General features: G+C 68.1%; 16 protein-coding genes. 3 read left to right on the top strand and 13 right to left on the bottom strand.

The window, feature by feature from the left end:
• Positions 1-70: 70 nt before the first annotated feature.
• From ALI144C_RS06155 to ALI144C_RS06210, 12 genes are all read right to left on the bottom strand, one after another.
• Positions 71-1,537, bottom strand: a complete 1,467-nt coding sequence (locus tag ALI144C_RS06155; RefSeq protein ID WP_076986033.1) for a cation:proton antiporter domain-containing protein — start codon at positions 1,535-1,537, stop codon at positions 71-73.
• Between the two features lie 156 nt (positions 1,538-1,693).
• Entirely contained in the window at positions 1,694-2,542 is an 849-nt protein-coding gene (locus ALI144C_RS06160; RefSeq protein ID WP_076986034.1) for an arylamine N-acetyltransferase family protein, read from the bottom strand.
• Positions 2,539-4,257 carry an FAD-dependent oxidoreductase gene (locus tag ALI144C_RS06165; RefSeq protein WP_168211182.1) on the bottom strand — a complete coding sequence of 573 codons (1,719 nt, stop codon included), beginning with the start codon at positions 4,255-4,257 and terminating at the stop codon, positions 2,539-2,541. The genes ALI144C_RS06160 and ALI144C_RS06165 overlap by 4 nt, the downstream gene beginning before the upstream one ends.
• Positions 4,258-4,274: 17 nt before the next feature.
• Positions 4,275-5,594: a phenylacetate--CoA ligase family protein gene (locus ALI144C_RS06170; protein WP_076986036.1), complete on the bottom strand. Its 1,320-nt coding sequence runs from the start codon at positions 5,592-5,594 to the stop codon at positions 4,275-4,277.
• The gene (locus ALI144C_RS06175) at positions 5,591-6,367 is read right to left on the bottom strand and encodes an amidohydrolase family protein (protein WP_237774012.1); all 777 of its coding nucleotides are present in this window, start codon (positions 6,365-6,367) and stop codon (positions 5,591-5,593) included. The genes ALI144C_RS06170 and ALI144C_RS06175 overlap by 4 nt, the downstream gene beginning before the upstream one ends.
• Positions 6,364-7,470, bottom strand: a complete 1,107-nt coding sequence (locus ALI144C_RS06180; protein ID WP_076986037.1) for a 3-dehydroquinate synthase II family protein — start codon at positions 7,468-7,470, stop codon at positions 6,364-6,366. The genes ALI144C_RS06175 and ALI144C_RS06180 overlap by 4 nt, the downstream gene beginning before the upstream one ends.
• Complete coding sequence (locus tag ALI144C_RS06185) at positions 7,451-8,335, bottom strand: 2-amino-3,7-dideoxy-D-threo-hept-6-ulosonate synthase (RefSeq protein ID WP_083752769.1); 885 nt, start codon at positions 8,333-8,335, stop codon at positions 7,451-7,453. The genes ALI144C_RS06180 and ALI144C_RS06185 overlap by 20 nt, the downstream gene beginning before the upstream one ends.
• A 38-nt stretch (positions 8,336-8,373) precedes the next feature.
• Positions 8,374-9,774, bottom strand: coding sequence for an NAD(P)/FAD-dependent oxidoreductase (locus tag ALI144C_RS06190; protein WP_076986038.1), 1,401 nt, complete (start codon positions 9,772-9,774; stop codon positions 8,374-8,376).
• Positions 9,775-9,886: 112 nt separating this feature from the next.
• A complete protein-coding gene (locus tag ALI144C_RS06195; protein WP_076986039.1) occupies positions 9,887-11,251 on the bottom strand; it encodes an aldehyde dehydrogenase family protein in 1,365 nt (454 codons plus the stop codon).
• On the bottom strand, positions 11,251-12,258 hold the full coding sequence (locus tag ALI144C_RS06200; RefSeq protein ID WP_202818862.1) for a phenazine biosynthesis protein: 1,008 nt from the start codon (positions 12,256-12,258) through the stop codon (positions 11,251-11,253). Before ALI144C_RS06200 ends, ALI144C_RS06195 begins: the two co-directional genes overlap by 1 nt.
• Positions 12,259-12,332: 74 nt before the next feature.
• Positions 12,333-13,310, bottom strand: coding sequence for an AfsR/SARP family transcriptional regulator (locus ALI144C_RS06205; RefSeq protein ID WP_143230444.1), 978 nt, complete (start codon positions 13,308-13,310; stop codon positions 12,333-12,335).
• Positions 13,311-13,539: 229 nt separating this feature from the next.
• Positions 13,540-14,139 (bottom strand): TetR/AcrR family transcriptional regulator, encoded by a 600-nt coding sequence (locus ALI144C_RS06210; RefSeq protein WP_076986042.1) that lies wholly within the window; start codon positions 14,137-14,139, stop codon positions 13,540-13,542.
• A 91-nt stretch (positions 14,140-14,230) separates the two neighbouring features.
• Between ALI144C_RS06210 and ALI144C_RS06215 the strand changes: the two genes are divergently transcribed.
• The 3 genes from ALI144C_RS06215 to ALI144C_RS06225 all read left to right on the top strand — a co-directional run bounded on the left by ALI144C_RS06215 (position 14,231) and on the right by ALI144C_RS06225 (position 18,986).
• Positions 14,231-15,961 (top strand): ABC transporter ATP-binding protein, encoded by a 1,731-nt coding sequence (locus tag ALI144C_RS06215; RefSeq protein ID WP_076986147.1) that lies wholly within the window; start codon positions 14,231-14,233, stop codon positions 15,959-15,961.
• Positions 15,958-17,829: an ABC transporter ATP-binding protein gene (locus ALI144C_RS06220; protein ID WP_076986043.1), complete on the top strand. Its 1,872-nt coding sequence runs from the start codon at positions 15,958-15,960 to the stop codon at positions 17,827-17,829. Before ALI144C_RS06215 ends, ALI144C_RS06220 begins: the two co-directional genes overlap by 4 nt.
• Before the next feature lie 77 nt (positions 17,830-17,906).
• Positions 17,907-18,986, top strand: a complete 1,080-nt coding sequence (locus ALI144C_RS06225) for a hypothetical protein (RefSeq protein WP_143230445.1) — start codon at positions 17,907-17,909, stop codon at positions 18,984-18,986.
• Positions 18,987-18,998: 12 nt separating this feature from the next.
• Here ALI144C_RS06225 and ALI144C_RS58915 read toward each other — a convergent pair whose 3' ends face one another.
• Positions 18,999-21,584, bottom strand: coding sequence for a caspase, EACC1-associated type (locus ALI144C_RS58915; RefSeq protein WP_076986045.1), 2,586 nt, complete (start codon positions 21,582-21,584; stop codon positions 18,999-19,001).
• Positions 21,585-21,586 lie beyond the last annotated feature (2 nt).

The following is a 21,586-nucleotide window of genomic DNA, read 5'->3' on the forward strand; positions in this document are numbered from 1 at the left end:
TGGTTGGTTTGCGTCACGTTCCCCTGAGGTGCGGTTGGGTGCCACGTGGCCTGCGTTGGGGTCTTGGGTGTCATGGCCGAATGCCGTGGTCGGTCCGGTGCGGGGCCAGACGACCACGCGGTTTTCCGTCGCGCCACAGCAATCCGAGCAACGGTCCGGTCAACGCGGTGGTCACCAGCGCCATCAGCACGAGCACAGCGAACAGGTCGGCGTCGATGATGTGCAGGGAGAGCCCGATGTTCAGGACGACGATCTCGGTCAGCCCCCGGCAGTTCATCATCACCGCGAGGCTCGCCGAATCGTGCCGGTCCATGCCGAGGAACCGGCCGCCCGCGGCGATGCTGCCCATCTTGGTCGTCATGGCCACCACGACCACCGCGAGCGCGATCAACCAGATGCCCGCCCCGCCGATGGCGCCGAACGACGTCTTCAGCCCCACGGTGGCGAAGAACAGGGGCAGCAGCAGCCAGATCGTCAACCCCTCGAGTCGGTCGGCGAACTCCCGCACCACCGGCGAGTCCCGCGGCATGACAAGGCCGGCGACGAAGGCGCCGAAAATGGCGTGCACACCGATCAGTTCGGTAGCCCACGCGGAAAGCAACAGCAGGGCGAGCAGCGTTATCGCGGCGACGGTGCCCGCTGCCGCCCGGTCGCGGGCGAGGAACCGGGCCAGGCCCGGTCGCACGACCAGGGTCATCAGCAGGGCGAAGGCCAGTGCCAGCACCACGGTGACGACGACGTCGGCGGCTGAGCCGCTGCGCCGCTCGGCGATGATCACGGTCAGCAGGCACCACGCGGTGAGATCACCGATGCCCGCGCAGGCCAGTCCCAGTGCGCCGATCGGTGTCCGGTGCAGCCCTCGCTCGGCGAGGATCCTCGCCAGCACAGGGAAAGCGGTGATACTCAGCGCCAGCCCGCAGAAAGGCGCGAACACCACCGGGTGGACGCCGTCCGGGCGGAAGCGGTCGAGCACGGTGACGCCGAGGACGACCCCGGCGAGAAAGGGAATCGCGATGCCCGCGTGCCCGAGAACGACCGCGGCCGACCGTCTCCGGCGCATCGCGTCCAAGGGCAGTTCGAGCCCGACGAAGAACATGAAGAAGATGACGCCGAAGTTCGCCAGCACCTCGAGCGGCGGAATGACCTCAGCCGGGAACAACCAGCGCTGCACATCCGGCGCCGTCGCACCGAGAATCGTCGGCCCGAGCAGGATCCCCGCCGCCATCTCGCCGATCACCTTCGGCTGGCCGAGCCGTACCGCGACGGCACCGATCAGCTGCGAGGCGAGCACGATCACCGCGACGGCGAGCAGGAGACGGTACAGCCACGACTGCGGGTCGGGTTCGGCGTTCGCCGCCTGTCCGGCCACCGGCCCCGCGCCGCCCCACAGCCGGATCGCGACGACCGCGAGTATTCCCGGGACGACGACCAGCCCGACGTAGCCGCCGACCGCCCTGGCGATGGTGCGCCGGGTGGACCGAATCGGGTTCGGCGAGCCTCCGGTATCCGGTGTGGACTGTCGACGCGCTTCGGTCATGACAGTTCCGCCTCCCCGAGATTTCGACGCTTGGTCACCTTGGGCCGGCACCGTTCAGTTCGGTGCGTACCGGTGGCTGGTTCGCGCCACGTTCCCCTGAGGTGCGGTTGGGTGCCACGTGGCCTGCGTTGGGCCTTGGGGTTGACACAAAGGGTGTCATGACGCCTGCTGGTCGAGTATGGACGGCGTCGAACTCCGGGTTGTGCCGAGGTCGAAGGCCGTGGTGAAGTCTCCGATGCCGTGCAGGATCCAGGCAACCGCCGCGCCGTACACCGGGGAGTCGGCGCTCAGCTGGGTTTCGGTGGTCGTCCCGTTCCTGAGCACGGTCAGCCGCCCGCCTGCCAGCACCACCTGCCCGTCGCCGGTCGCCCGCGAGCAGATGAGTTTTCTGGTGAACGGTGAATCCGGCGAAGTCCGGTGGAATTCCATGGCCTCGTCGAAGTCCTGCCAGGACCGTTCCGGCGGTTCGGCCGCGGTGCGGAACATCGGCGTGACCGCACCGCCGGCATCCTCGCGGTGGATGACCCGGTGGTCGCCCACCCGCTCGATGTGAAAGGTCTGCCCGTGCTGCCGCTGCGGTCGCGTCGCGTTCCAGCGCAAGGGTTCGAGGTAGGACAGCCCGCCGAAGCCGACATCGACCAGCCACTGCTCCGACGCCACGGTCACCAGCAGCAGCGGATGCCCGATGCCGTCGACGAAACCTCCCCGGAACGCGATGTCGGCCTCGATCAGGGCGACGTGGTAGCCGAGGTCCGCCAGCAGGTGCGCGAAGGCGGAGTTGAGCTCGAAGCACAGACCGCCGCGGGCCTGGTCGACGAGCTTTTCCCTGACCGGACGGGCGGCCGTGGTGATCGGGGCTCCGCACAGCACGTTCAGGTTCTCGAACGGGATCGCGCGCAGGTGCCGGTGCTGCAGAGTCCGCAAGGACTCCGGATCGGGCGTGGTGAGCTGGGCGCATCCGATGCGACCCAGGTAGTTCGTGGTCGCGCCGCTCGCCCGGCTCACCGGTCGGCCGTCGAGCGCCGGGCGAACAACGGTCGCAGTTCCTCCTGGCCCAGCGCCATGACGTCGACGAGCGACGGCGGCGGATCGTCACCGGACACCAGCGCCCTCGGCCGCGACGACAGTGCGGGCAGACTCATCTGCAGCCGCTGGAAGCTCTCCACGAACGGCTTGCGCACGGCCTCGTACTCGCCGAGTCTTCCCCGATCCCGCGCCGCCTCGTCGAGCACCTCGGCGAGCAGGACCGCGTCCTGCAGTGACATGTTCAGGCCCTGGCCGCCGAGCGAATGCACACCGTGTGCGCTGTCGCCGAGCAGGACCACGTTCTCCCGATGCCAGGCATGCGGCTGCACCACCTGGTGCCGGACCTCCGTGACCTGGTCCCAGCCGGTGATCCGGTCCATCACCCAGGTCAGGTCGGGAATCGCCGCGGCGACCTTGTCCGCGAGTTCGCGCACGTCCGCCTCACGATGCCTGGCGAGCTCGTCTTCGTCCGCCAGCCAGAGGACCACCTGCTCGTCGCCTGCGATCGGCATCGTCCACGCGCTGTTCTCGCCGTACCGGTAGACCCGCATCCGCGGGGCAGGCTCTTCGCCGCGGGGGGCGAGGAACTGCAACAGTGGACGGTCGAACTCGAAGACGTCCGATTCGATTCCCGCCATCTTCCGCAGTGCGGAGAACTTCCCGTCCGACGCGACGATGAACCCGGCCGTGACGTCGAACTCCGAGTCGTCCTCGGCGCGGATCGCGTAACTGCCGCTGTCGTCGGGCACCAGCTCGCGCACGGTCACACCGGTGCGAACGGTGACGCGGGGTTCGGCCGACAACGCGTCGAGCAGCGTCCTGCTCAGATGCGCGAGCGGCACGCTCAGTGCGTACGGAAACGCGCAACCTGGCACCTCGCCGTACTTCCAGGCCGAAGTGACACCGTCCGGGCCGTGCTCCGACACACCGGTGATCCGCTGCCCGCCCGCGGCCAGCCGGTCGAGCAGACCGGCCCGCTCGAACACCTGGAGGGTCGGTGGGTGCAGGAACGGCGAAAGCGGCGGGCCGCCGCCCAGGTCCGCCCGCTTTTCCAGGAGCAGCACCGAACGGCCCCGCCTGGCCGCGAGCAGGGCGAACAGCAGACCCGCCGGTCCGCCGCCGACGACGCAGACATCGGTGGTCTCGGACCGTCCCGACATGGCGATGCTCCTTCCTGTTGTCCGGCGCCCGACCTCGGTCGCCGCGACCGTCGTGTACGTACTCCGGTGAAAGACCAGCGGTGTCCGGTCCGCCGAATCGCGCAGCACCTGGATCACCTCGCCGAGCAGCACGCGGTGATCACCTGCCGGGTAGTCGGCGACAAGACGGCATTCGATGGTCGACAGGGCGCCGTCGACCAGCGGCACACCGGCTGTGGTGCACCTGCCCCCGAGCAACCGGACGACATCCGGTCCGGTCGGGCGCCGGGCGCTCGCGAACGTTTCGGAGAGCCATCGCTGCTCCGCCGCGAGGAAGCTCACGCCGAACCGGCCCTCGGCGAACAGGTGTGGCTTGACCCTGGCGTCGGCGTGCACGCTCAGCATGAGCAACGCGGGGTCAAGGGATGCCGACACCACGGAGTTGACCGTCATCGCGCAGGCGCGGGTCGGGGGCCCCACCGTCACCAGCGCGACGGGGGCGGGCACACCGCGCATCGCGGCCCTGAGCTGACGGCCGAGATCTGGTGATCGCATCGGCGGCGGAACGCTCATCAGTAGTAGATCACCGCCTTGTGCCAGTCTTCGTCCTCGGCGAAGAGATTCCTGGGTTTGACGAACTCGCGGCCGCCGGTGAGGGTTTCCCGCGGTACCAGCGTGCCCGGTGGCACGCCGCGCACAGCGCAGTCCACCCCGATCCGGGAGCGGATCGCGGCGATCAGCTCGGCGCAGGCGGCGGCGCGGAGGTCCGTGTCGACCTCGATCTCGACCTCAAGCAGGTCCCGGCGGGCTCGGGCGCGCCAGAACAGCACGCCGAACCGTTCCGGCAGACCGAAAACCACCTGTTCGACCTGGTGCTGCGTGACTCGCACGCCACCGACCGGAACGCCCGCCGCGTGTCTGCCGAGGACCTCGATGGTCGGCAGCTGCCAGTGACAGGGGCATTCGCCGGACGTGATCCGGACCCAGTCCTCGATGTCGTACCGGACAAGCGGCATGGCCCGGCGGAACAGCGTGGTGATGACCAGAGTTCCGACGCCCTCACGGGAACAGGCGCCGGTCTCCGGATCGCGCACCTCGGCGACGAACCGGTCGGCCCACAGGTGCAACCGGCCTGCCGGGCATTCTCCGGCCAGGCTGCCCGTCTCGGTCGATCCGTAGTCCTGCCACACCGGTACGCCGCCCCAGAGCCGGGCGATCCGTTCACGCCGTTCCCCGGTCAGCGGTTCGCCCGCGACCAGGAACCCGCGCAGTGCGGGAAAGTCGCGCTCGGGGCGCAACCCGGCTGCCCGCGCGGCCGCGGCCCAGAGCAAGCACTCGCTCGGCAGGCACCACGCGACCGAAACGGCCAGATCGTGCAAGACCTTGATGACGCGCGAGTACGGCATCACCAACGACCGGTTGTCCGCCGGGATCACAGTCGCCCCGCACCACCTGGCGGCCTGATGGGCCTGGTGCGCCGTGGTGAGCATGGCATACGGCGTGCGCACCATGACCGTGTCCGACGGCGAAAGGTCGATGGCGCCGCGCACGAACCGGGTGACGACGTCGTGCCAGTCGGCTTCGGTGAAGTACGAAGGCGTCGGTTCGCCGGAGGTCCCACTGGATTCGTGGTACGTGGCCAGTTCGTCCTTGCCGGTCGCGAGCATCCCCCACGGGTAGTTCTCCCGGAGGTCCTGTTTCGTGGTCAGCGGCAGGGCGCCCAGTTCCGACGCCGAACGGGGCAACCGCCGCGCGGCGAGCCTGCCGCGGTGGAAGGGGGCGCGCAGCGCCATCTCCAGTGCTTCCGGCAGGCACTTGTCCTGGAACTCGTAGAGTTCGGCGATCGAATCCCACTGCCCGATGGCGGGGAATTCGGCTGGTGTGGTTCTCAAGAGTCTCGCTCCCCGATGAGTCGCCGGGCGTTGTGCCACGCCACCTTGTGCCATTGGTGGTCGGGCAGCGCCAGCGCGCGGTACTTCGCGAGTTCGACACTCGGGTGCTGCAGCGGGTACTCGGTGCCGAAGACCACGCGATCCGCGCCGAGCCGGTTGATGGCGGCATCGACCACGGCGGTGTAACCGCCCGATGTTTCGAACAGGATGGTGTCCACCGGTTTGATCAGGTCGATACCGTGCAGATCGAGATCGCCGACCCCGGCGTGGCCGAGCACGAAGTGGCCGGTGGGGAACTCGGCGGCGAGCGCGACCAGGTCGCGGACCCCGAACCCCGGTTTGGGCAGGCAGTGCAAATAAGTCGCGTGGCCGAACCGCTGCGCCTGGGCCACCACCGCGAGCGTGCGGTCGTCGAGCAGGCTCACGCCGTGCACGGCAGGCGCGAGCTTGAGACCGGCGAACCGCTGACCGTCGGCCCGGTAGTCCGCGCCTTCCCGGTGCGGGTTGGCGAAGTAGAACGGCACCAGCGTGCCGCCGGACTGCTCGCAGGCAGCCAGCACCGACGCGTTGTCGGCGTCGGCTTCGGTGTGGCCACCCTCGATGATCTGACGGGACAGCGTATCGGGATCGACCGCGCCGCCCGCGACGACGACGGCGCGATCGATGCCGTTCTGCGCCATCACATCCAGCAGCCGTTCACGGGCAGCCGCGCCCGGCGCGAGATGCGCGTGCACGTCGAACACCCCCGGCCGGTCCATGGTCGCCGCGCTCACTTCTCCAGGCAGAATTCGTTGATCGGGTACCCGACGTGCCGGTCCTCGCTCGGCAGGTAGCCGAGGACCTTGTCACCCGCGGTGAGTTCGGTGCTGTTGAGCACGGTTCCGCCGGGACCGAGGACGCGCACGTGCCAGTCGTCCTGCAGGATGAGGTTGACCCGTTCCCCGCCGGGGGCCTGCGCGGTGACCGAGATCAGCGGCCTCGACTCGATCTTGACCCGGCCGACCGTGACCATCCTGGTCTGGCCCTTGATGTCGACGGCCATCACCTTGCTGCCCGCCTGGAGTTCGCTGAGGTAGTTCGTCCGCTCGTCCTTGGACAACGTGTAGGAGTGGATCGCGCCCGCGTTCACCCGGAACGGCCGGGTCGGCATGTACGGCAGGGGATGGGTCTCGCTGACGCAGAGGATCATTCCCTTGGAGTGCGATCCGACCAGGATTCCCTCGTCCGGCCGGAAGTAGCTGCACGTGTCGACGCACGCCCGCTCGCCCATGCCGATGTGCTCGGTGGCCACGACCTCGAGTTCGACCAGGTTCAGCTCCGGCGTCACCGTTTCCGCCGACGCCTTGAGCCTGGCCGCGTCGCCGACCGCGCCGGGCGCCATCAGGACTCCGTCCGAGCCGTGTTCGAGGACGCCGAAGATGATCTCCGCTTCCTCAACGTCGCCCGCCACCGTGATCAGGTTCCCGGTCGACTTGGCCGCGGCGGCGATGACGATCTCCAGCGGGATCTTGGTCGGGTCGCGGAACAGCAGCAGGCTCCACAGTTCGGCGCGCGCCGACTCGCACGCCTGCTCCAGCGTCGGGGCGTCGACGATCTCCACGAACCGGCCGAACTCGACGTCCGGGTGCCGCACGGCGAGCTCGGCGGGGGTGACGCCGTGTTCGCGCACGTCGACGATGACCACGTCGGCGGCGCCGAAGTCGTCCGGCAACGGGCCGGTGGGCGGGAAAAGGACCTTGGTGACCGTCGGCGGCAGGTCCGCCAGGTCCGCCAGGTCATCGGCGAGGATTCCGTCAAGGCGGTGGTGCAGGGCCTCCTGCACCACGGCCGCCTTCAGGTCGGTGAGCGGACGGATGTCAAGCCAGCTGAGCTTCATGGTGCGCTCCAACGTTGTTGTGTGTTGCGGGCGGAGCCTGCTCGGTCGGCGTCGCCGTGAGGTGATCGAGGGACGGGTCTGGCAGATCGTCCGCGGCGCCGTGCACCAGAGCGGCGACGGCGCGAGCCGTGGCGATCGGATCGGCGGCCTGGAAGATGTTGCGCCCCATGGCAACCCCGGCCACACCGGTGCGCATCGTGCGGGCGACGGCGGCGAGCACCGCGTCCAGGTCGTCGTGCCGCGGGCCGCCGACCGTGACGAGCGGGACGGGCGCGGTCGCGGCGATCTCCCGCATGGTCCGCACCGACCCGGTGTCCATCGTCTTGACGATGTCCGCGCCGAGATCGGCGGCGAGCGTGATGGCGTGCGCGATCAGGTCCGGGTCGCGCGGATCGTCGATCTTCGGGCCGCGTGCGTACATCATCGCCAGCAACGGCATGTTCCAGCGGTCACAGGCTTCCGCGACCGACGCGAGGTCGGCCACCTGTCGCTGTTCGTCGTTGGACCCGAGGTTCACGTGCACGCTGACCGCGTCCGCACCCAGGCGCAGCGCCTCGGCCACGTCGGCGACGAGGTACTTGGCGTTCGGGTCGGGCGCGTGGTCCGTGCTCGCGCTCAGGTGCATGATCAACGAAGTGGTCGTGAACCACCGGGGATCGACGTACCGCAGCGCGCCCTTGTGCAGGACGACCGCGTCCACCTGCGCGGCGGCGAGGCCGCCGACGAGTTCGTTGACCCGCCTGCCACCGGTCACCGGCCCGTTCGTCACCGAATGGTCGAGTGGCACGATCATCAGCCGTTGCTCGTGATGCCGGTACAGCCGGCGCAACCGCAGTTCCCTTGCGGGTGACAGATAATGCCGCATGGTTGTCTCGCTTCGCTCGGTCAAGCTACCCGGGGAGGTCATGCCTCCGCCGGAACGTCCGCGACTGCCCGGAGGGTGAGTTTCGGCTCGGTTTCCAGGTACAGCCCATCGAGCGCACGGCTCGGCGAGTCGGGCATCTGCTCCATCGACGCGTTGTGGTTCACCAGCGGGTTGTTGCTCAGCGCGTCGGGACCGGCGAGGCGGGCCGCCACAGCGTCGAACGCGCGCTCCTTGGCGTCGGCGAGGTCTTCGATCCCGGTGACGATGTTCAGGAACGCCTCGTGCAGGTTCAGCTGGTTCTTCTCCCTGGCGGTCAGCTTCTGCGCCTCGAAGAAGTGTTCGTCGCGGCCGCGGTAGGTCTGGTAGAAGACCGAGACCAGGACGAGCAGACGCTCGTAGGACATCTCGTACGCCGAGGCGTAGAAGCGCAGCGCGCGGTCCTCTTCGGTGCCGTCCCGCAGAATCGAGGACACCGACGCCGCCGCCAGCAGCCCGCTGTAGGTGGCGAGGTGGACTCCGGTGGACAGCAGCGGGTCGAGGAAGCACGCGGCGTCGCCTGCCAGCAGGTAGCCGGGACCGGCGAAGTTCTCGGTCACGTAGGAGTAGTCGGTTTCCGCCTTGATCTCGGAAACGAGCTCGGCACCCTCGATCAGGTCCGCGGTCAGTGTGCTGCTTTTGATCTTCTCCATGTATATGTCGGCGAGTTGCCCTTGCCGCTCCTGCTCGGCCCGGAAGTGTTCCTTGCCGGTGACCACGCCGATGCTGACGGTGTCGTCGTGCAGCGGAATCGCCCACAGCCATCCTTCCGGGATGGAGCACACGGCGATCGCCCCGTCCGGGCCCTGCTCGATCGGCTTCGTTCCCTTCCAGTACCCCCAGAACCCGACGTTCTTGAACACGTCGTGGAATCGCCTGCTCCGCAGGTGCTTCGTCGCCAGCAGACCCGCTCGTCCGGACGCGTCGACCATGAAGTCGAAGGAGATCTCGCCGTGGTCCGTGCGGTCGGTGTTCTCCCAGCGCACCTGGACGGCCCGGCCGTCGTCGTCGAAGAGGACTTCCTTCACCGTCACGCCCTCACGCACGTCGACGCCTTGCGACTTCGCGTGTTCGAGCAGCAGGTGGTCGAATTCCGATCGGACGACCTGCCAGCTGTACGTGGTGTCGTCGAGTTCGTCGAACCGGAGATCCCATTTCTCCGTTCCCCACTCGAAGTAGGCGCCACCCTTGCGCTGGAACCCGTGGTTCTCGATTTTCTCGCGAGCGCCCATGAGGTCCAGGATCGGCAGGCAGGACGGCAGGAGCGACTCGCCGATGTGGTAGCGGGGGAAGTGCTCGCGTTCCAGCAGGGTGACGGCGAATCCCTCTCGGGCGAGGAGCGTTGCCGCCGTCGAACCCGCTGGGCCACCGCCTACCACGAGTATCTGGACAGATTCGTGCACGGTTTCTCCCTCAAGTATGCTTTCGCGATCTGCTGATCTGCTGATCGGTGGCTTCGTCCTGGCCTCGCCGCCGCCGTTGCCGCCATCGTCGCCGCGGCCGTTATCGTTCGGGTTATCCGGCGATATCGCCGATGATTCCCTTGGGTTCCAGCAGGAACTGGGTGAAGTTGCCGTCGTGCGGAATCCCGGGCGCCGTCGCCCACGGAACGGCCAAGCCGCCTGCCACCTTGCGGATGCTCGGTTCGCGCACCGCGCGGTCGACCAGGTCCCGGCGATCGGTGATCAGGTTCAGCACGAGCGAGTCGCGCAGGGGCACCACCCCGTCGTCGTGGTGCCACGGCGCCACGATCACGAACGGGAACGGCAACTCGGTGCCGAGCCGGGAGTCGTCCGCCCGATCCGTGGAGAGGATCGATGGGCGGACGACACACGAGCCGTCGCCGACTTCCACGACCGTGTCGCGATCGTCGAGCTGTCCACTGTGGTCGTGCAGCCCGTCGCCCCGCATCCGGCTGAGCTGACCGCCGAGCAGGTCCGCGCGAGTCCGATCGAGCGTCAGCAGCACCGCTTCCGGATCGGTCGCGGGCAGTGCCGGGATCTTGGTCAACCGTTCGGCCAGCCCGTCGGCGACCTCGGCGACGGGCCGGCTGGTGAACACCGCGGACAGGTTCGTGCATCGCGCGCCGCCGTCGAACGATGCCGTGAACGCCAGGTGGTCGAGGACCTCATCGGTGGGGTCGACGTCGAGCAGGGCCTTGGCCCGGCCAGGCCCGCGCACGGCCACCGACTCCTGGCCACGCCAGCGCGCGACTGCCTGTTCGCCGCCGTACACCAGTGCCCGGTCGGCCACGTCGACGAGGTATTCGCCGACGGCGTGCCCGCACGGCACGAACGCCGCCGAGTCCGGCGGCAAGCCCGCGGCGAGCAACGCACCGAGCAGGCGGTGCGGTGTGAACGGATCCCTGCCGCCTGGCCGGACCAGTACCCGGTATCCGTGGAAGAGGGCCTGCACCCACGATGCGTTGGGGGCGGGGTGGTTGCTGGCAAGCAGACACGTGAACACCTCGCCACGGGGCACCCAACGGGTGCCGAACCCGGAGGTGAAACCGGCACTCGGCAACTCGGCCATGGTGACCGCGCGCAACTCGCTCAGCTGAGTGACGATGTCCGCGGTTGCCTGGCTGACCGATGACGCGGTCAACCCGGTACTCAGCATGACGTTGTGCGCGTACGCGTCGTAGGTTTCGCCCGCGACTGTTTCGTGCGCGAAGAGCTGTGCGGCGGTTTCGAAGATCGCCGGGTCCGGTGGCGATCCGTCGCCGCCGCGGCGGAGGCCGTCGACCGCGACCTGGGCGAGCAGCCGGGGGACAAGACCGACGTCGGCGAGCGGCTGCCCACGGACGCTGGTGAGCAACACGCGGTCCGAGCTGACCGTCTCCCTGCCGCCGAGGATCGGGTTGATCGCCTGCGGTGCCATCAGTAGACACCTTCGATGATCTCGGCGTCGCCGGGTGCCTGGTAGGGCTGGACGTCGGCGAGGCCGTCCACTCCGCCCGCCGTGGTCGGCGCCACCCGCACGGCGCTGTCTCGTTCCATGACGTTGGGCAGGAACATCTCGGGGGAGATCAGGTGCAGCCGGACCCGGCCGCGTTCGCCGTAGTCGACGATCTTCCCGTCCTCGTCCACCAGATCGATACGCGTCGTTTCCGGAAAGGGCTCGAAGACACACCGATGCGCGTCGTCGGCGAGACGCGGGCGTTGCGGCGCCACACCCATCAGGCTGTTGCCGTACACACCGGCGATCGCGACCTCGGGGAAGAAGTACTCGTCCAGCACCCGCAGGGTTTCCGCGCTGGCGGACATCCCCGCCCACAGGATCGCGGTCACCTTCGCGTTGACGGTCTCGACCAGTCGCGGTCGCGCGCAGATCGCTTCCAGCAGGGCGGGTGTCGCGTTCAGGACGTCGATGTCCTGAGTCGCCATGACGGTTTCCGCCTGATCGACGAGGTGCTGGACGTACTGGCCCACGACGTCCCGCTTGCCCGCGGCCACGAGCCGCTTGACCCAGCGCGGGTCGAAGTCGACGGTGTGGAAGAAACCGCCGCCCATGGCCGCGTGGGTCGCCACGTCGGTACCCGCGACGTGCGGGCCGGTCGGGGCGATGTGCAACCAGTTGCCGTTCGCGGGCACCCCGAGGTCCAGCAACCGGTCGCGGGCCCAGGCGAGCATCGCCCTGCGGTACCGGGCGTCCACGATTCGTTTCGGACTCCCTGTGGTACCACCGGATTCGTAGACGCGAAAGACCGTGCCCGCCATGCCCCTCGGGACGAGGTCCTGCACCGGAACGGACCGGAGTTCGTCGCTGACGTCGGGAAACCCGGTCAGGTCGGCGACGGTGTCGATCTCGTTCGGGTCGAACCCCAGTTCATCCCGTTTCCTCAGCCAGAAGGGCGATCCGGTGGTCGGATCGAAATGCCATGCCACCGTTTTCCGAAGGTGGCTGTCAAAATCGCTTGCCGCCATTGGTGGTTCTTTCGACGTTGAAGTGTCGGACACCCTCAATGGTCGCGTTCGGCGATACCGGTCGGGTATCGGTGAAATATCGGCTGGCGGCTGTGGGACAGTGCGCGCTCGCCGCCTGCCTGTGCCCTCGACCGGCCGACGAGCTGCGAGTATTCGGACCTGAGTTGCTCCAGTTCCTGTTCCAGCCGGGACAGCCGGTCCTCCACGCCGACGTGGCGGTCCGGCGTGCGCACGTAGGTGATCGAGCTCACCGGTTCCCCGCCGGACTCGTCGGTGAGGATCCGCGTTTCGGCCCGCCGCAGGTTCCTGCTCGGCTCGATGCCCAGTTCGTCGGCGAACCTCCTGCGCACGTAGCGGAAGAACTCCAGCGCCTCGGCCTTCCGCCCGCAACGGTGCAACGTCCACATGTACTGGGCGCACAGGTTCTCCTGGAACGGCGCGTCCGCGACGTATCCGGCCAGTTCGCCCACGATCTCGCGGTGCATGCCCAACGCGAGGCAGAGGTCGACGTACTCCTCGATCACCACTTGCCGCTCTTCGTCGAACCTGACCGCGGCGGCGTCGAGCAGGGTGCTGTTCAGTCCGGAGAACATCGGTCCGCGCCACAACGCCAGTGCCGCCTTCAGCAGCCGCATCGCCTCCTCGTCGTGACCGTCCCTCGCCGCCTGCCGTCCGCGCGCGACGAATTGTTTGAACTGCCGCAGGTCGAGCGCCTCGTTCTCGACGCGCAGCAGATATCCTGACGAATGCGTCTCGATGCTTTCGCCGCAGCCCGCTTCCAGGAATCGTCGGCGGATCTCGGAAACGCATATCCGGATCTGGGTCTTGGCTGACGTCGGCGGCTGCTCGCTCCAAATGGCGTCGATCAGCCGGTCGAGGTCCATCACTTGATTGGCTTCCAGCAGGAGCATGGCGAGCAGGATCTGCTGCCGGGGCCCGCCCAGCCGGATCGGCCGGTTTTCGTGGCTGACGGTCAGTGGCCCAAGTAGTTGGTACCGCATTCCCCTCTGCACGAACTTCCCCCTTGTGTGTTCGTTGTGGCCAGTAGCCGGCCCCCAGCCGTCCCCCACGTCTGTCCCAGCTCTGGTTGAGTCGATTTGGCGGCTATATGAACACCAGTTGCTGCCACTTCGAGTCTAGGCATATGCCCAGACGTGTCAACCCAGCTTGGTCTTGGTCGCCGCCGTCATCAACTCACCTGAGAGTCAGGGTCGGGGACGAGCGCACCTGGGACGAGGTGGGTCACTGGCTCAGCGACAGGCCCTTCAGGATGGGGATGTAGACGTCGTCCACGATCGAGCCCAGTACCTCATCGGACAGCGGTGTGCCGCACATGATCGCCTCGGAGCGGAGCAGGTTGAGCGGCAGTTGCAGCACGCGGCGCGGGATGACGACGGGGGACAGTTCGCCGCGGGCGACCGCGTTGTCGACGATGGTCCACAAGGACTTCGACAGCGGCGCGGAGTCCATCCGTTCGCGTAGGAAAGTCTGCACTTCGGGGTGCTTGAACGCCTCGGCCATCACACCGGCGATGGTCTGGCTCATCATCGCGTCCATCCGCATCGCGATCCTGGTGAACAGCCACAGCAGGTCGGCGCGCAACGTGCCGAGGTCGGGTGTTTCCTCGCTGATCGGCCGCCGCGTCGCCCACGCGGCGACGACCAGGGCCGCGCGGCTGGGCCATCTGCGGTAAATGACCGGTTTGCTTGTCCCTGCTCGTTTTGCCACGGCCTCTATGGTTAGAGCTGGGTAGCCGACATCCCTCAGCTCGGCCCAGGCAGCGTCCAAAATGGCCTGTTCGAGCTCCGGGCCGCGGCGGCGCGTTCGGGTGGTCTCCGTCACCAGGGCCCCCTGAAATACGTTGCGTATCTTATCCGCGTACTCTAGCTTTCGGCACTATTAGACACGGCTCGTATCTTGCATGGGGGATCCGGTGCTGAACCGTTTGCTGGTCACCTACCTGCGGCCCTACCGCAGAGAGCTGACAATCGTACTCGTGCTGCAGCTCGTCGGCACGATCGCGTCCCTGTTCCTGCCCAGCCTGAACGCGGACATCATCGACAACGGTGTCGCGCGCGGGGACAACGACTACATCCTGATGGTGGGCGGCTGGATGCTCGCCGTCTCGCTGGTGCAGATCGCCTGCTCGATCGCGGCGGTCCGCTACGGCGCGCGGATGGCGATGGCGTTCGGGCGCGACGTCCGCGCGGGCATCTTCCACCGCGTCGGCGAGTTCTCCGCCCGTGAGGTCGCCACGTTCGGCGCGCCGTCGTTGATCACCCGCACCACCAATGACGTGCAGCAGGTCCAGATCCTCGTCGTCATGATGGCCACGATGTTCGTCACCGCGCCGATCATGTGCGTCGCCGGTATCGTGATGGCGCTGCGGGAGGACCTCGGGCTGTCGTGGCTGTTGCTGGTGTGCGTGCCCGTGCTGGTCATCTCGATCGGCCTGATCGTCTCCCGGATGGTGCCGCAGTTCCGGCTCATGCAGGACCGCATCGACCAGGTCAACCGAGTCCTGCGCGAGCAGTTGACCGGTATCCGCGTCGTGCGGGCGTTCGTCCGCGAGAAGGCCGAGACCCGGCGCTTCGCCGACGCGAACGACCAGCTCACCGACACCGCGCGGCGGGTCGGACGGCTGCAGGCGATGATGTTCCCGACCGTGATGCTGATCCTCAACGTCTCCAGCGTCGCGGTGCTGTGGTTCGGCGCGTACCGCGTCGACTCCGGTGAGATGCAGGTCGGCGCGCTCACCGCGTTCCTGTCCTACCTGATTCAGATCCTCGCCGCGGTCATGATGGCCACCTTCATCTCGATCATGATCCCGCGTGCCGCCGTCTGCGCCGAGCGGATCCTGGAGGTGATCGACACCGAGTCGTCGGTGCGACCGCCCACGGCACCGGTCACCGAGCTGCCCGCGCGGGCCGAGGTCGTGTTCGACCGGGCCGAGTTCCGGTATCCCGGCGCCGCCGAGCCGGTCCTGCGGGACATCTCGTTGCGCGCCGAGGCGGGCAGGACGACCGCCATCATCGGCAGCACCGGGTCGGGGAAGACCACGCTGGTCAACCTGATCCCGAGGTTCATCGACGTGACCGCCGGTCGGATCACGGTGAACGGCACGGACGTGCGCGAGTTGGATCCCGAGGTGCTGCGCGGCCGGATCGGTCTCGTGCCGCAGCAGGCGTACCTGTTCACCGGAACCGTGCGGTCCAACCTGCGGTACGGCAACCCCGACGCGACCGACGACCAGCTGTGGGAGGCGCTGGAGATCGCGCAGGGACGGGGGTTCGTCGAGGAGATGGGCGGGCTCGACGCGACCATCGCCCAGGGCGGCACCAACGTCTCCGGCGGCCAGCGGCAACGGCTGTCGATCGCACGGGCGCTCGTCCGTGAACCGCAGATCTACCTGTTCGACGACGCGTTCTCCGCGCTGGACCTCGCGACCGACGCGGCACTGCGCGCGGCGTTGCGGCCGCGGACCGAGCAGGCCGCGGTGATCGTCGTCGCCCAGCGAGTGTCCACTGTGCTCGACGCGGACCAGATCATCGTGCTGGAGAACGGTGAAGTGGTCGGCTCCGGCACGCACCGCGAACTGATGGCCGGCTGTCCCACCTACCTCGAGATCGTCGAGTCCCAGCTCACCCCGGAGCAGGCAGCATGAGCACTCCCACCACGACGAAGACCAAGCCTGCCGCGGGCGGCGGCGGCTTCGGCGCGCGCTTCGGCGCCATGCAGGGCCCACCCAGCAAACCCGACGACTTCGGCGGCTCGGCGAAACGACTGGTGCGCCGGATGCGGCCGGAGCGCGTCAGCCTCGCTGTCGTCGTCGCGCTCGGCGTTCTCGCCGTGGGCTTCAGCGTCGCCGGACCGAAAGTCCTCGGGCACGCCACGGACATCATCTTCAACGGTGTCATCGCCAGGATGCGCGGTGTCCCCGGCGCCGGGATCGACTTCGGCGCACTCGGCGGCGTGCTGGCGTGGGTCCTCGGGCTGTACCTGACGTCGTCGCTGTTCGCCTGGGCACAGGGCAGGCTGCTCAACGACCTGGTGCAGCGCGTGGTCTACCGGTTGCGCGAGGACGTCGAGGCCAAACTGCACCGGCTCCCGTTGCGGTACTTCGACCAACAGCCTCGCGGTGAGCTGCTTTCCCGTGTCACCAACGACATCGACAACATCTCCACCACGCTCCAGCAGACGATGAGCCAGTTGCTGACGTCCGTGCTGACCGTCATCGGCGTGGTCATCATGATGTTCACGATCTCGCCCGTGCTGGCGTTGATCGCGCTGCTGGTCATCCCGGCGTCCATGCTGCTGACGAGAGCGATCGGCAAACGGTCGCAGAAGCTGTTCATCGCCCAGTGGAAGCACACCGGCGCGCTCAACGCGCACATCGAGGAGTCGTTCACCGGGCACCAGCTGGTGAAGGCGTTCGGCAGGCAGCAGGAGTCGGAGGAGGAGTTCCGGCGCCGCAACGAGGAGCTCTACCAGGCGGCGTCCGGTGCGCAGTTCGTCTCCGGCCTGATCATGCCGTCGATGATGTTCCTGTCGAACCTGAGCTACGTGGTCATCGCGGTCGTCGGTGGTATCCGGATCACCTCCGGCACGATGACACTCGGCGAGGTCACGGCGTTCATCCAGTACTCGCGGCAGTTCACGCAGCCGATCACCCAGATCGCGTCGATGGCGAACCTGCTGCAGTCCGGTGTCGCCTCGGCCGAGCGGGTGTTCGAACTGCTCGACGCCGAGGAGCAGGAGCCCGACCCGGCGGACGCGTCGCTGCCCGCTGAGCGACGGGGGCGCGTGGAGTTCGAGAAGGTGTCGTTCTCCTACAAGGAGGACCAGCCGCTGATCGAGAACCTGTCACTGGTGGCCGAACCAGGCCAGACAGTGGCCATCGTCGGACCGACAGGAGCGGGCAAGACAACGCTCGTCAACCTGATCATGCGGTTCTACGAACTCGACGCGGGCCGGATCACGCTCGACGGCGTGGACATCACGCACCTGAATCGCGAAGACCTGCGTGCCCAGACCGGCATGGTCCTCCAGGACACGTGGCTGTTCGGCGGCACGATCAGGGACAACATCGCCTACGGCAAGCCAGGGGCGACCGAGGAGGAGATCCTCGCGGCGGCCCGTGCCACGTACGTCGACCGCTTCGTCCGGACCCTGCCGGACGGATACGACACAGTCATCGACGACGAAGGCACGAACGTGTCGGCGGGCGAGAAGCAGCTGCTCACGATCGCGCGTGCGTTCCTGGCCAGCCCGTCGCTGCTGATCCTCGACGAGGCGACCAGCTCGGTCGACACGCGGACGGAATCGTTGGTGCAGCACGCCATGGCGGCGCTGCGGTCGTCACGGACGAGCTTCGTGATCGCCCACCGGCTGTCCACGATCCGCGACGCGGACCTGATCCTGGTGATGGAGTCGGGCCGGATCGTCGAGCAGGGCTCGCACGAGCAGTTGCTGGAGCGGCAGGGCGCGTACCACCGGCTGTACTCGGCGCAGTTCGCGGCGCCGGTGGAATAGGTTCCCACGGAATGCTGGACCGTTTGCCTCCGAACGAACAGACTGGTGCTCACTGATCGAGGTCGAGGATCGGAGGAGTGTTGACCCGAAGAAACCGAGTCCTGGTCCTGGGGGTGGTCGCGTGCCTGGTGAGCACCGCGACCTCCGCGTGGGCCGGGACATCCGGGTGGCAGGTTCGAAGTGATGTCGGTTCCGATGGCGCGCTCACTGCCGTGGCCACGATTCCCATGGGTTCGGCGAACGCGTGGGCGTTCGGCGTACGGCGCGACGGGACGACGTACGCGATCCACAGCATCGGCGAGTTCGCCGACCAGTGGGCGCCCGTCGACGTACCCGACGTGGGACGTGTGCACAGCCTGCGGCACGTGTGGGCCGCGGGGGAGAAGGGCGCATTGCGCTGGACGGACGGCAAGTGGCTGCGCGTACCCGTTCCAGGTCACGCGGTTGTGCGTGCCATCGAAACCGACCCTGTCGCGGAGGAGACGGCGTGGGCGGTCGGCGCGGAACAGAACGCGACCGGGAAACGCGGTGTGGTGCTCAAGTGGGATGGCGCGCGGTGGCGTGCCGCACCTGTGCCACGTGGTCTGGTTGACGACTCCAGCGAACTGACTGGTGCGTTGGTGACCAGCGATGGCGTGTTCGTGTACGGCATCGACCACGACCGTCGTCATGGCGGCAGAGTCATCGCGTTGCGCTTCGACGGGAGGTCCTGGTCCGTGCTCCCCACACCGCCGCCCCGGCCCGGCTACGAAGAACATGTGACGAGCTACGACGTCGCCGCCACAAGGCTCGTCGGCTGGACGGCGCCGGTCGGAGCCTCGCCCCGGCTGCGCAATCCGCTCATCTACCACGTCGATTCGGCGACGGGACGACTCACCAAGGAAGACGTCCCCGCGGTGGCGGGGTGGTTGACCGGCGTGACGACCGAGTACGGAACTCCGCTGGTGGTCGGGACCACCGCTTCCTCGCGGCCGTTGGCGATGCGTCTGCGGTACGACGGTGACCGTCGTACGTCCTGGGATGCCGACGAGATGCCGGACATCCGAAGTGGACAGTTGCTGGCGGTCGGCGGCACGATAGTGCCGAACATCTGGGCGGTCGGCAGCACGGCCGGACGTCATGGTGACCGGCCGTTGATGCTCCGGTACAGCCCCTGACACCCCACAGGCTCATGTGCTGTCCTGGTTGGACTGCATGAGTTTCCGGAGGTCGACTGGCTGAGATCCTGGTGGTGACACGTGTTTCACCACCAGGTTCGGGTCGGACGGGACGGCCGCGGCCGCTCGCACGGTGTCAGCGGTTATGGTGACGGCGGTTTCCTTGCCCGACCCGAGATCTTTCGCCGTGACGTGCGCGATGCCGTTGGCGTCGACGTCGATCGTCACCTCGATCCGCGGTGCACCCGCGTTGTCCGGCAGGATCCCCGTCAGCTCCAGTACCGCCATTTTGGGGTTGTGCCGGGCGAGTTCCTGCTCTCCTTGGTGGACCGCGACCCGCACGGTGGTCTGGCCTTCGACAGCGGTGCCGAAGATCTCCGACCGCTTCGTCGGGATCGTGGTGTTGCGCTCGATCAGCTTGGTGAAGATGCCCCCGGTGGTCTCGATCCCGAGCGAGAGCGGCGTGACGTCCAGCAGCAGGACGTTCTTGGTCAGCCCGTGCAGTATCGATCCCTGGATGGCGGCGCCGACAGCGACGCCGTCCGGGATCAGGCCGCGCCGGGGCGGCTTCCCGGTCAGCCGCTGCACCAGGTCACCGATCGCGGGCATCCGCGTCGCACCGCCGACGAGGACGACGTCGTCGACGTCCTCGATCTTGACCTCGGCGTCCTTGAGCACGGCGAAGATCGGGCGTTCGGCGCGCTCGACCAGGTCGGCTGTCATCGCCTGGAACCGGTCGCGGGACAGCGATTCGTGCAGGGACAACGGATCACGGTCGGCGCCGGGCGCGATGTACGGCAGGGTGATCGACGTGAGCCGCGTCGACGAGAGTTCGATCTTCGCGTTCTCGGCGGCCTCGCGGACACGGCGCATCGCGGCCGCGTCGGTGCGCAGGTTCACCCCGTGCGCCGTGGTGAACCGCTGGACGAGCCAGTCGACGATCCGTTCGTCCCAGGTGTCCCCGCCGAGGTGGTTGTCGCCGCTGGTCGCCTTGACCTCGACGACGCCGATCTCCGACTCGTCCGGCTGGTCGGAGTAGTCGGAGATCTCCAGCAGCGACACGTCGAAGGTGCCGCCGCCGAGGTCGAAGACCAGCACGACGTGTTCCTGGCGCGGCGTCATCCCGTACGCCATCGCGGCGGCGGTCGGTTCGGCGACCACTCGCATGACGTTCAGGCCCGCTCGCTCGGCCGCGCCGACCGTCGCCTGGCGTTGTCCGAGATCGAAGTAGGCAGGCACGGTCAGCACCACGTCGGTGATGGTGCCCTGCAGGTAGTTCTCCGCGTCTGCCTTGAGCTTGCGGAGGATCACGGCGGCGATGTCCTCGGCGGTGAACCGGCGGTCGTTGACGTACGCCACCCAGTCCGTGCCCAGCTTGAGCTTGGTCGACGAGAACGTCCGCGCCGCGTTCGTCACCGCCTGGCGTTTGGCTGGTTCACCCACGAGCCACTCACCCGACGCGGTCAGCGCCGCGACGCTGGGCGTGAACCGTTCCCCGACGGAGTTAGGCACGATCCGGCACTCGCCGTTGTCGAACACCGCCACCGAGGAGTTCGTCGTGCCGAAGTCGATGCCCGCGATGTAGGTCAGGTTTCCGCCGGGCGCCAGCGTGTCCGGCCGGACTGCCGGCGGTTCGCCGAGCCCGCGGGAGTACCACATCCGCCTGGCCTGCGCCGCGACCGTCGAGTCCTGGTCGGCGATCAGCCGGGCCAACGCGCCCCGCGCCGCCTTGCGCACAGCCTCGTGCCTGCTGCCCAGCAGGTTCTCCAGCTCGTGGATGACGCCGATCCGTTGCCACGACAAGGGGCTGTGCAGTCCCTGGGCGATCTCGGGCGGCAACCCCGACGCCACGTACCGGGAGCTCCTGGCGACGTACAAGGTCCCCTCGGCACTGGACACGCTCAGCGTCGGAGTCTGGTTGGGCAGCCGTTCACGCACGCGCTGGTGCACGTACTCGTAGAGCTCGTCGATGCTGATGCGGCCGTCGTTGTCCAGATCCGCCGCGCCGGTGCCGAGACCATCCACGATGGACTGGGTGAAGATGGACGGTTCGGCCGCGCTGCGACTGGTCACGACGGACTCGTGGCTGAACTGCAACGCGTTCGACGCGGTGATCACCACCCGGCCACGCCCGCCGAGCGCCTCGCCCACGTCGACGGTCTCCTGCCCCGCCCTCGTCCGGAAGCCGCGGTTGAACGCGCCGCTGTAGCAGCAGTCCAGGAACACCACGACCTGGTTGCAGCGGCTGCCCTCCACCTGGTCGCCCAGGAACGTGCAGTCGATCCCGGTGGAGGCGAGGTAGTCCTTCTCGGTGTCCGTCGCGACGAGGAAGAGCCGGTTGTCGCGGTTCTTCATGCCGTGGCAGGACAGGTGCAGCCACAGCAGGTCGCCGCGGTCGGCCTGCCGGAAGAACGACTCGATCGCGCGGCGGATCGCGGGCGCTGCCGCGTCGGACAGCACGTCGACCTCGAAGTCACCGATCTCCGGCCTGGTCAGCACACCGGCCAGCGCTGCCGCGTCCTCGGCCGCCCCGGGCAGCTCGTCGAAGGCGGGGTCCTGGTAGTGCTGGTTGGCGATGATCAGGCAGCGGCGAGCCATCG

The sequence above is a fragment of the Actinosynnema sp. ALI-1.44 genome (assembly GCF_001984155.1).
Taxonomy (GTDB): domain Bacteria; phylum Actinomycetota; class Actinomycetes; order Mycobacteriales; family Pseudonocardiaceae; genus Kibdelosporangium.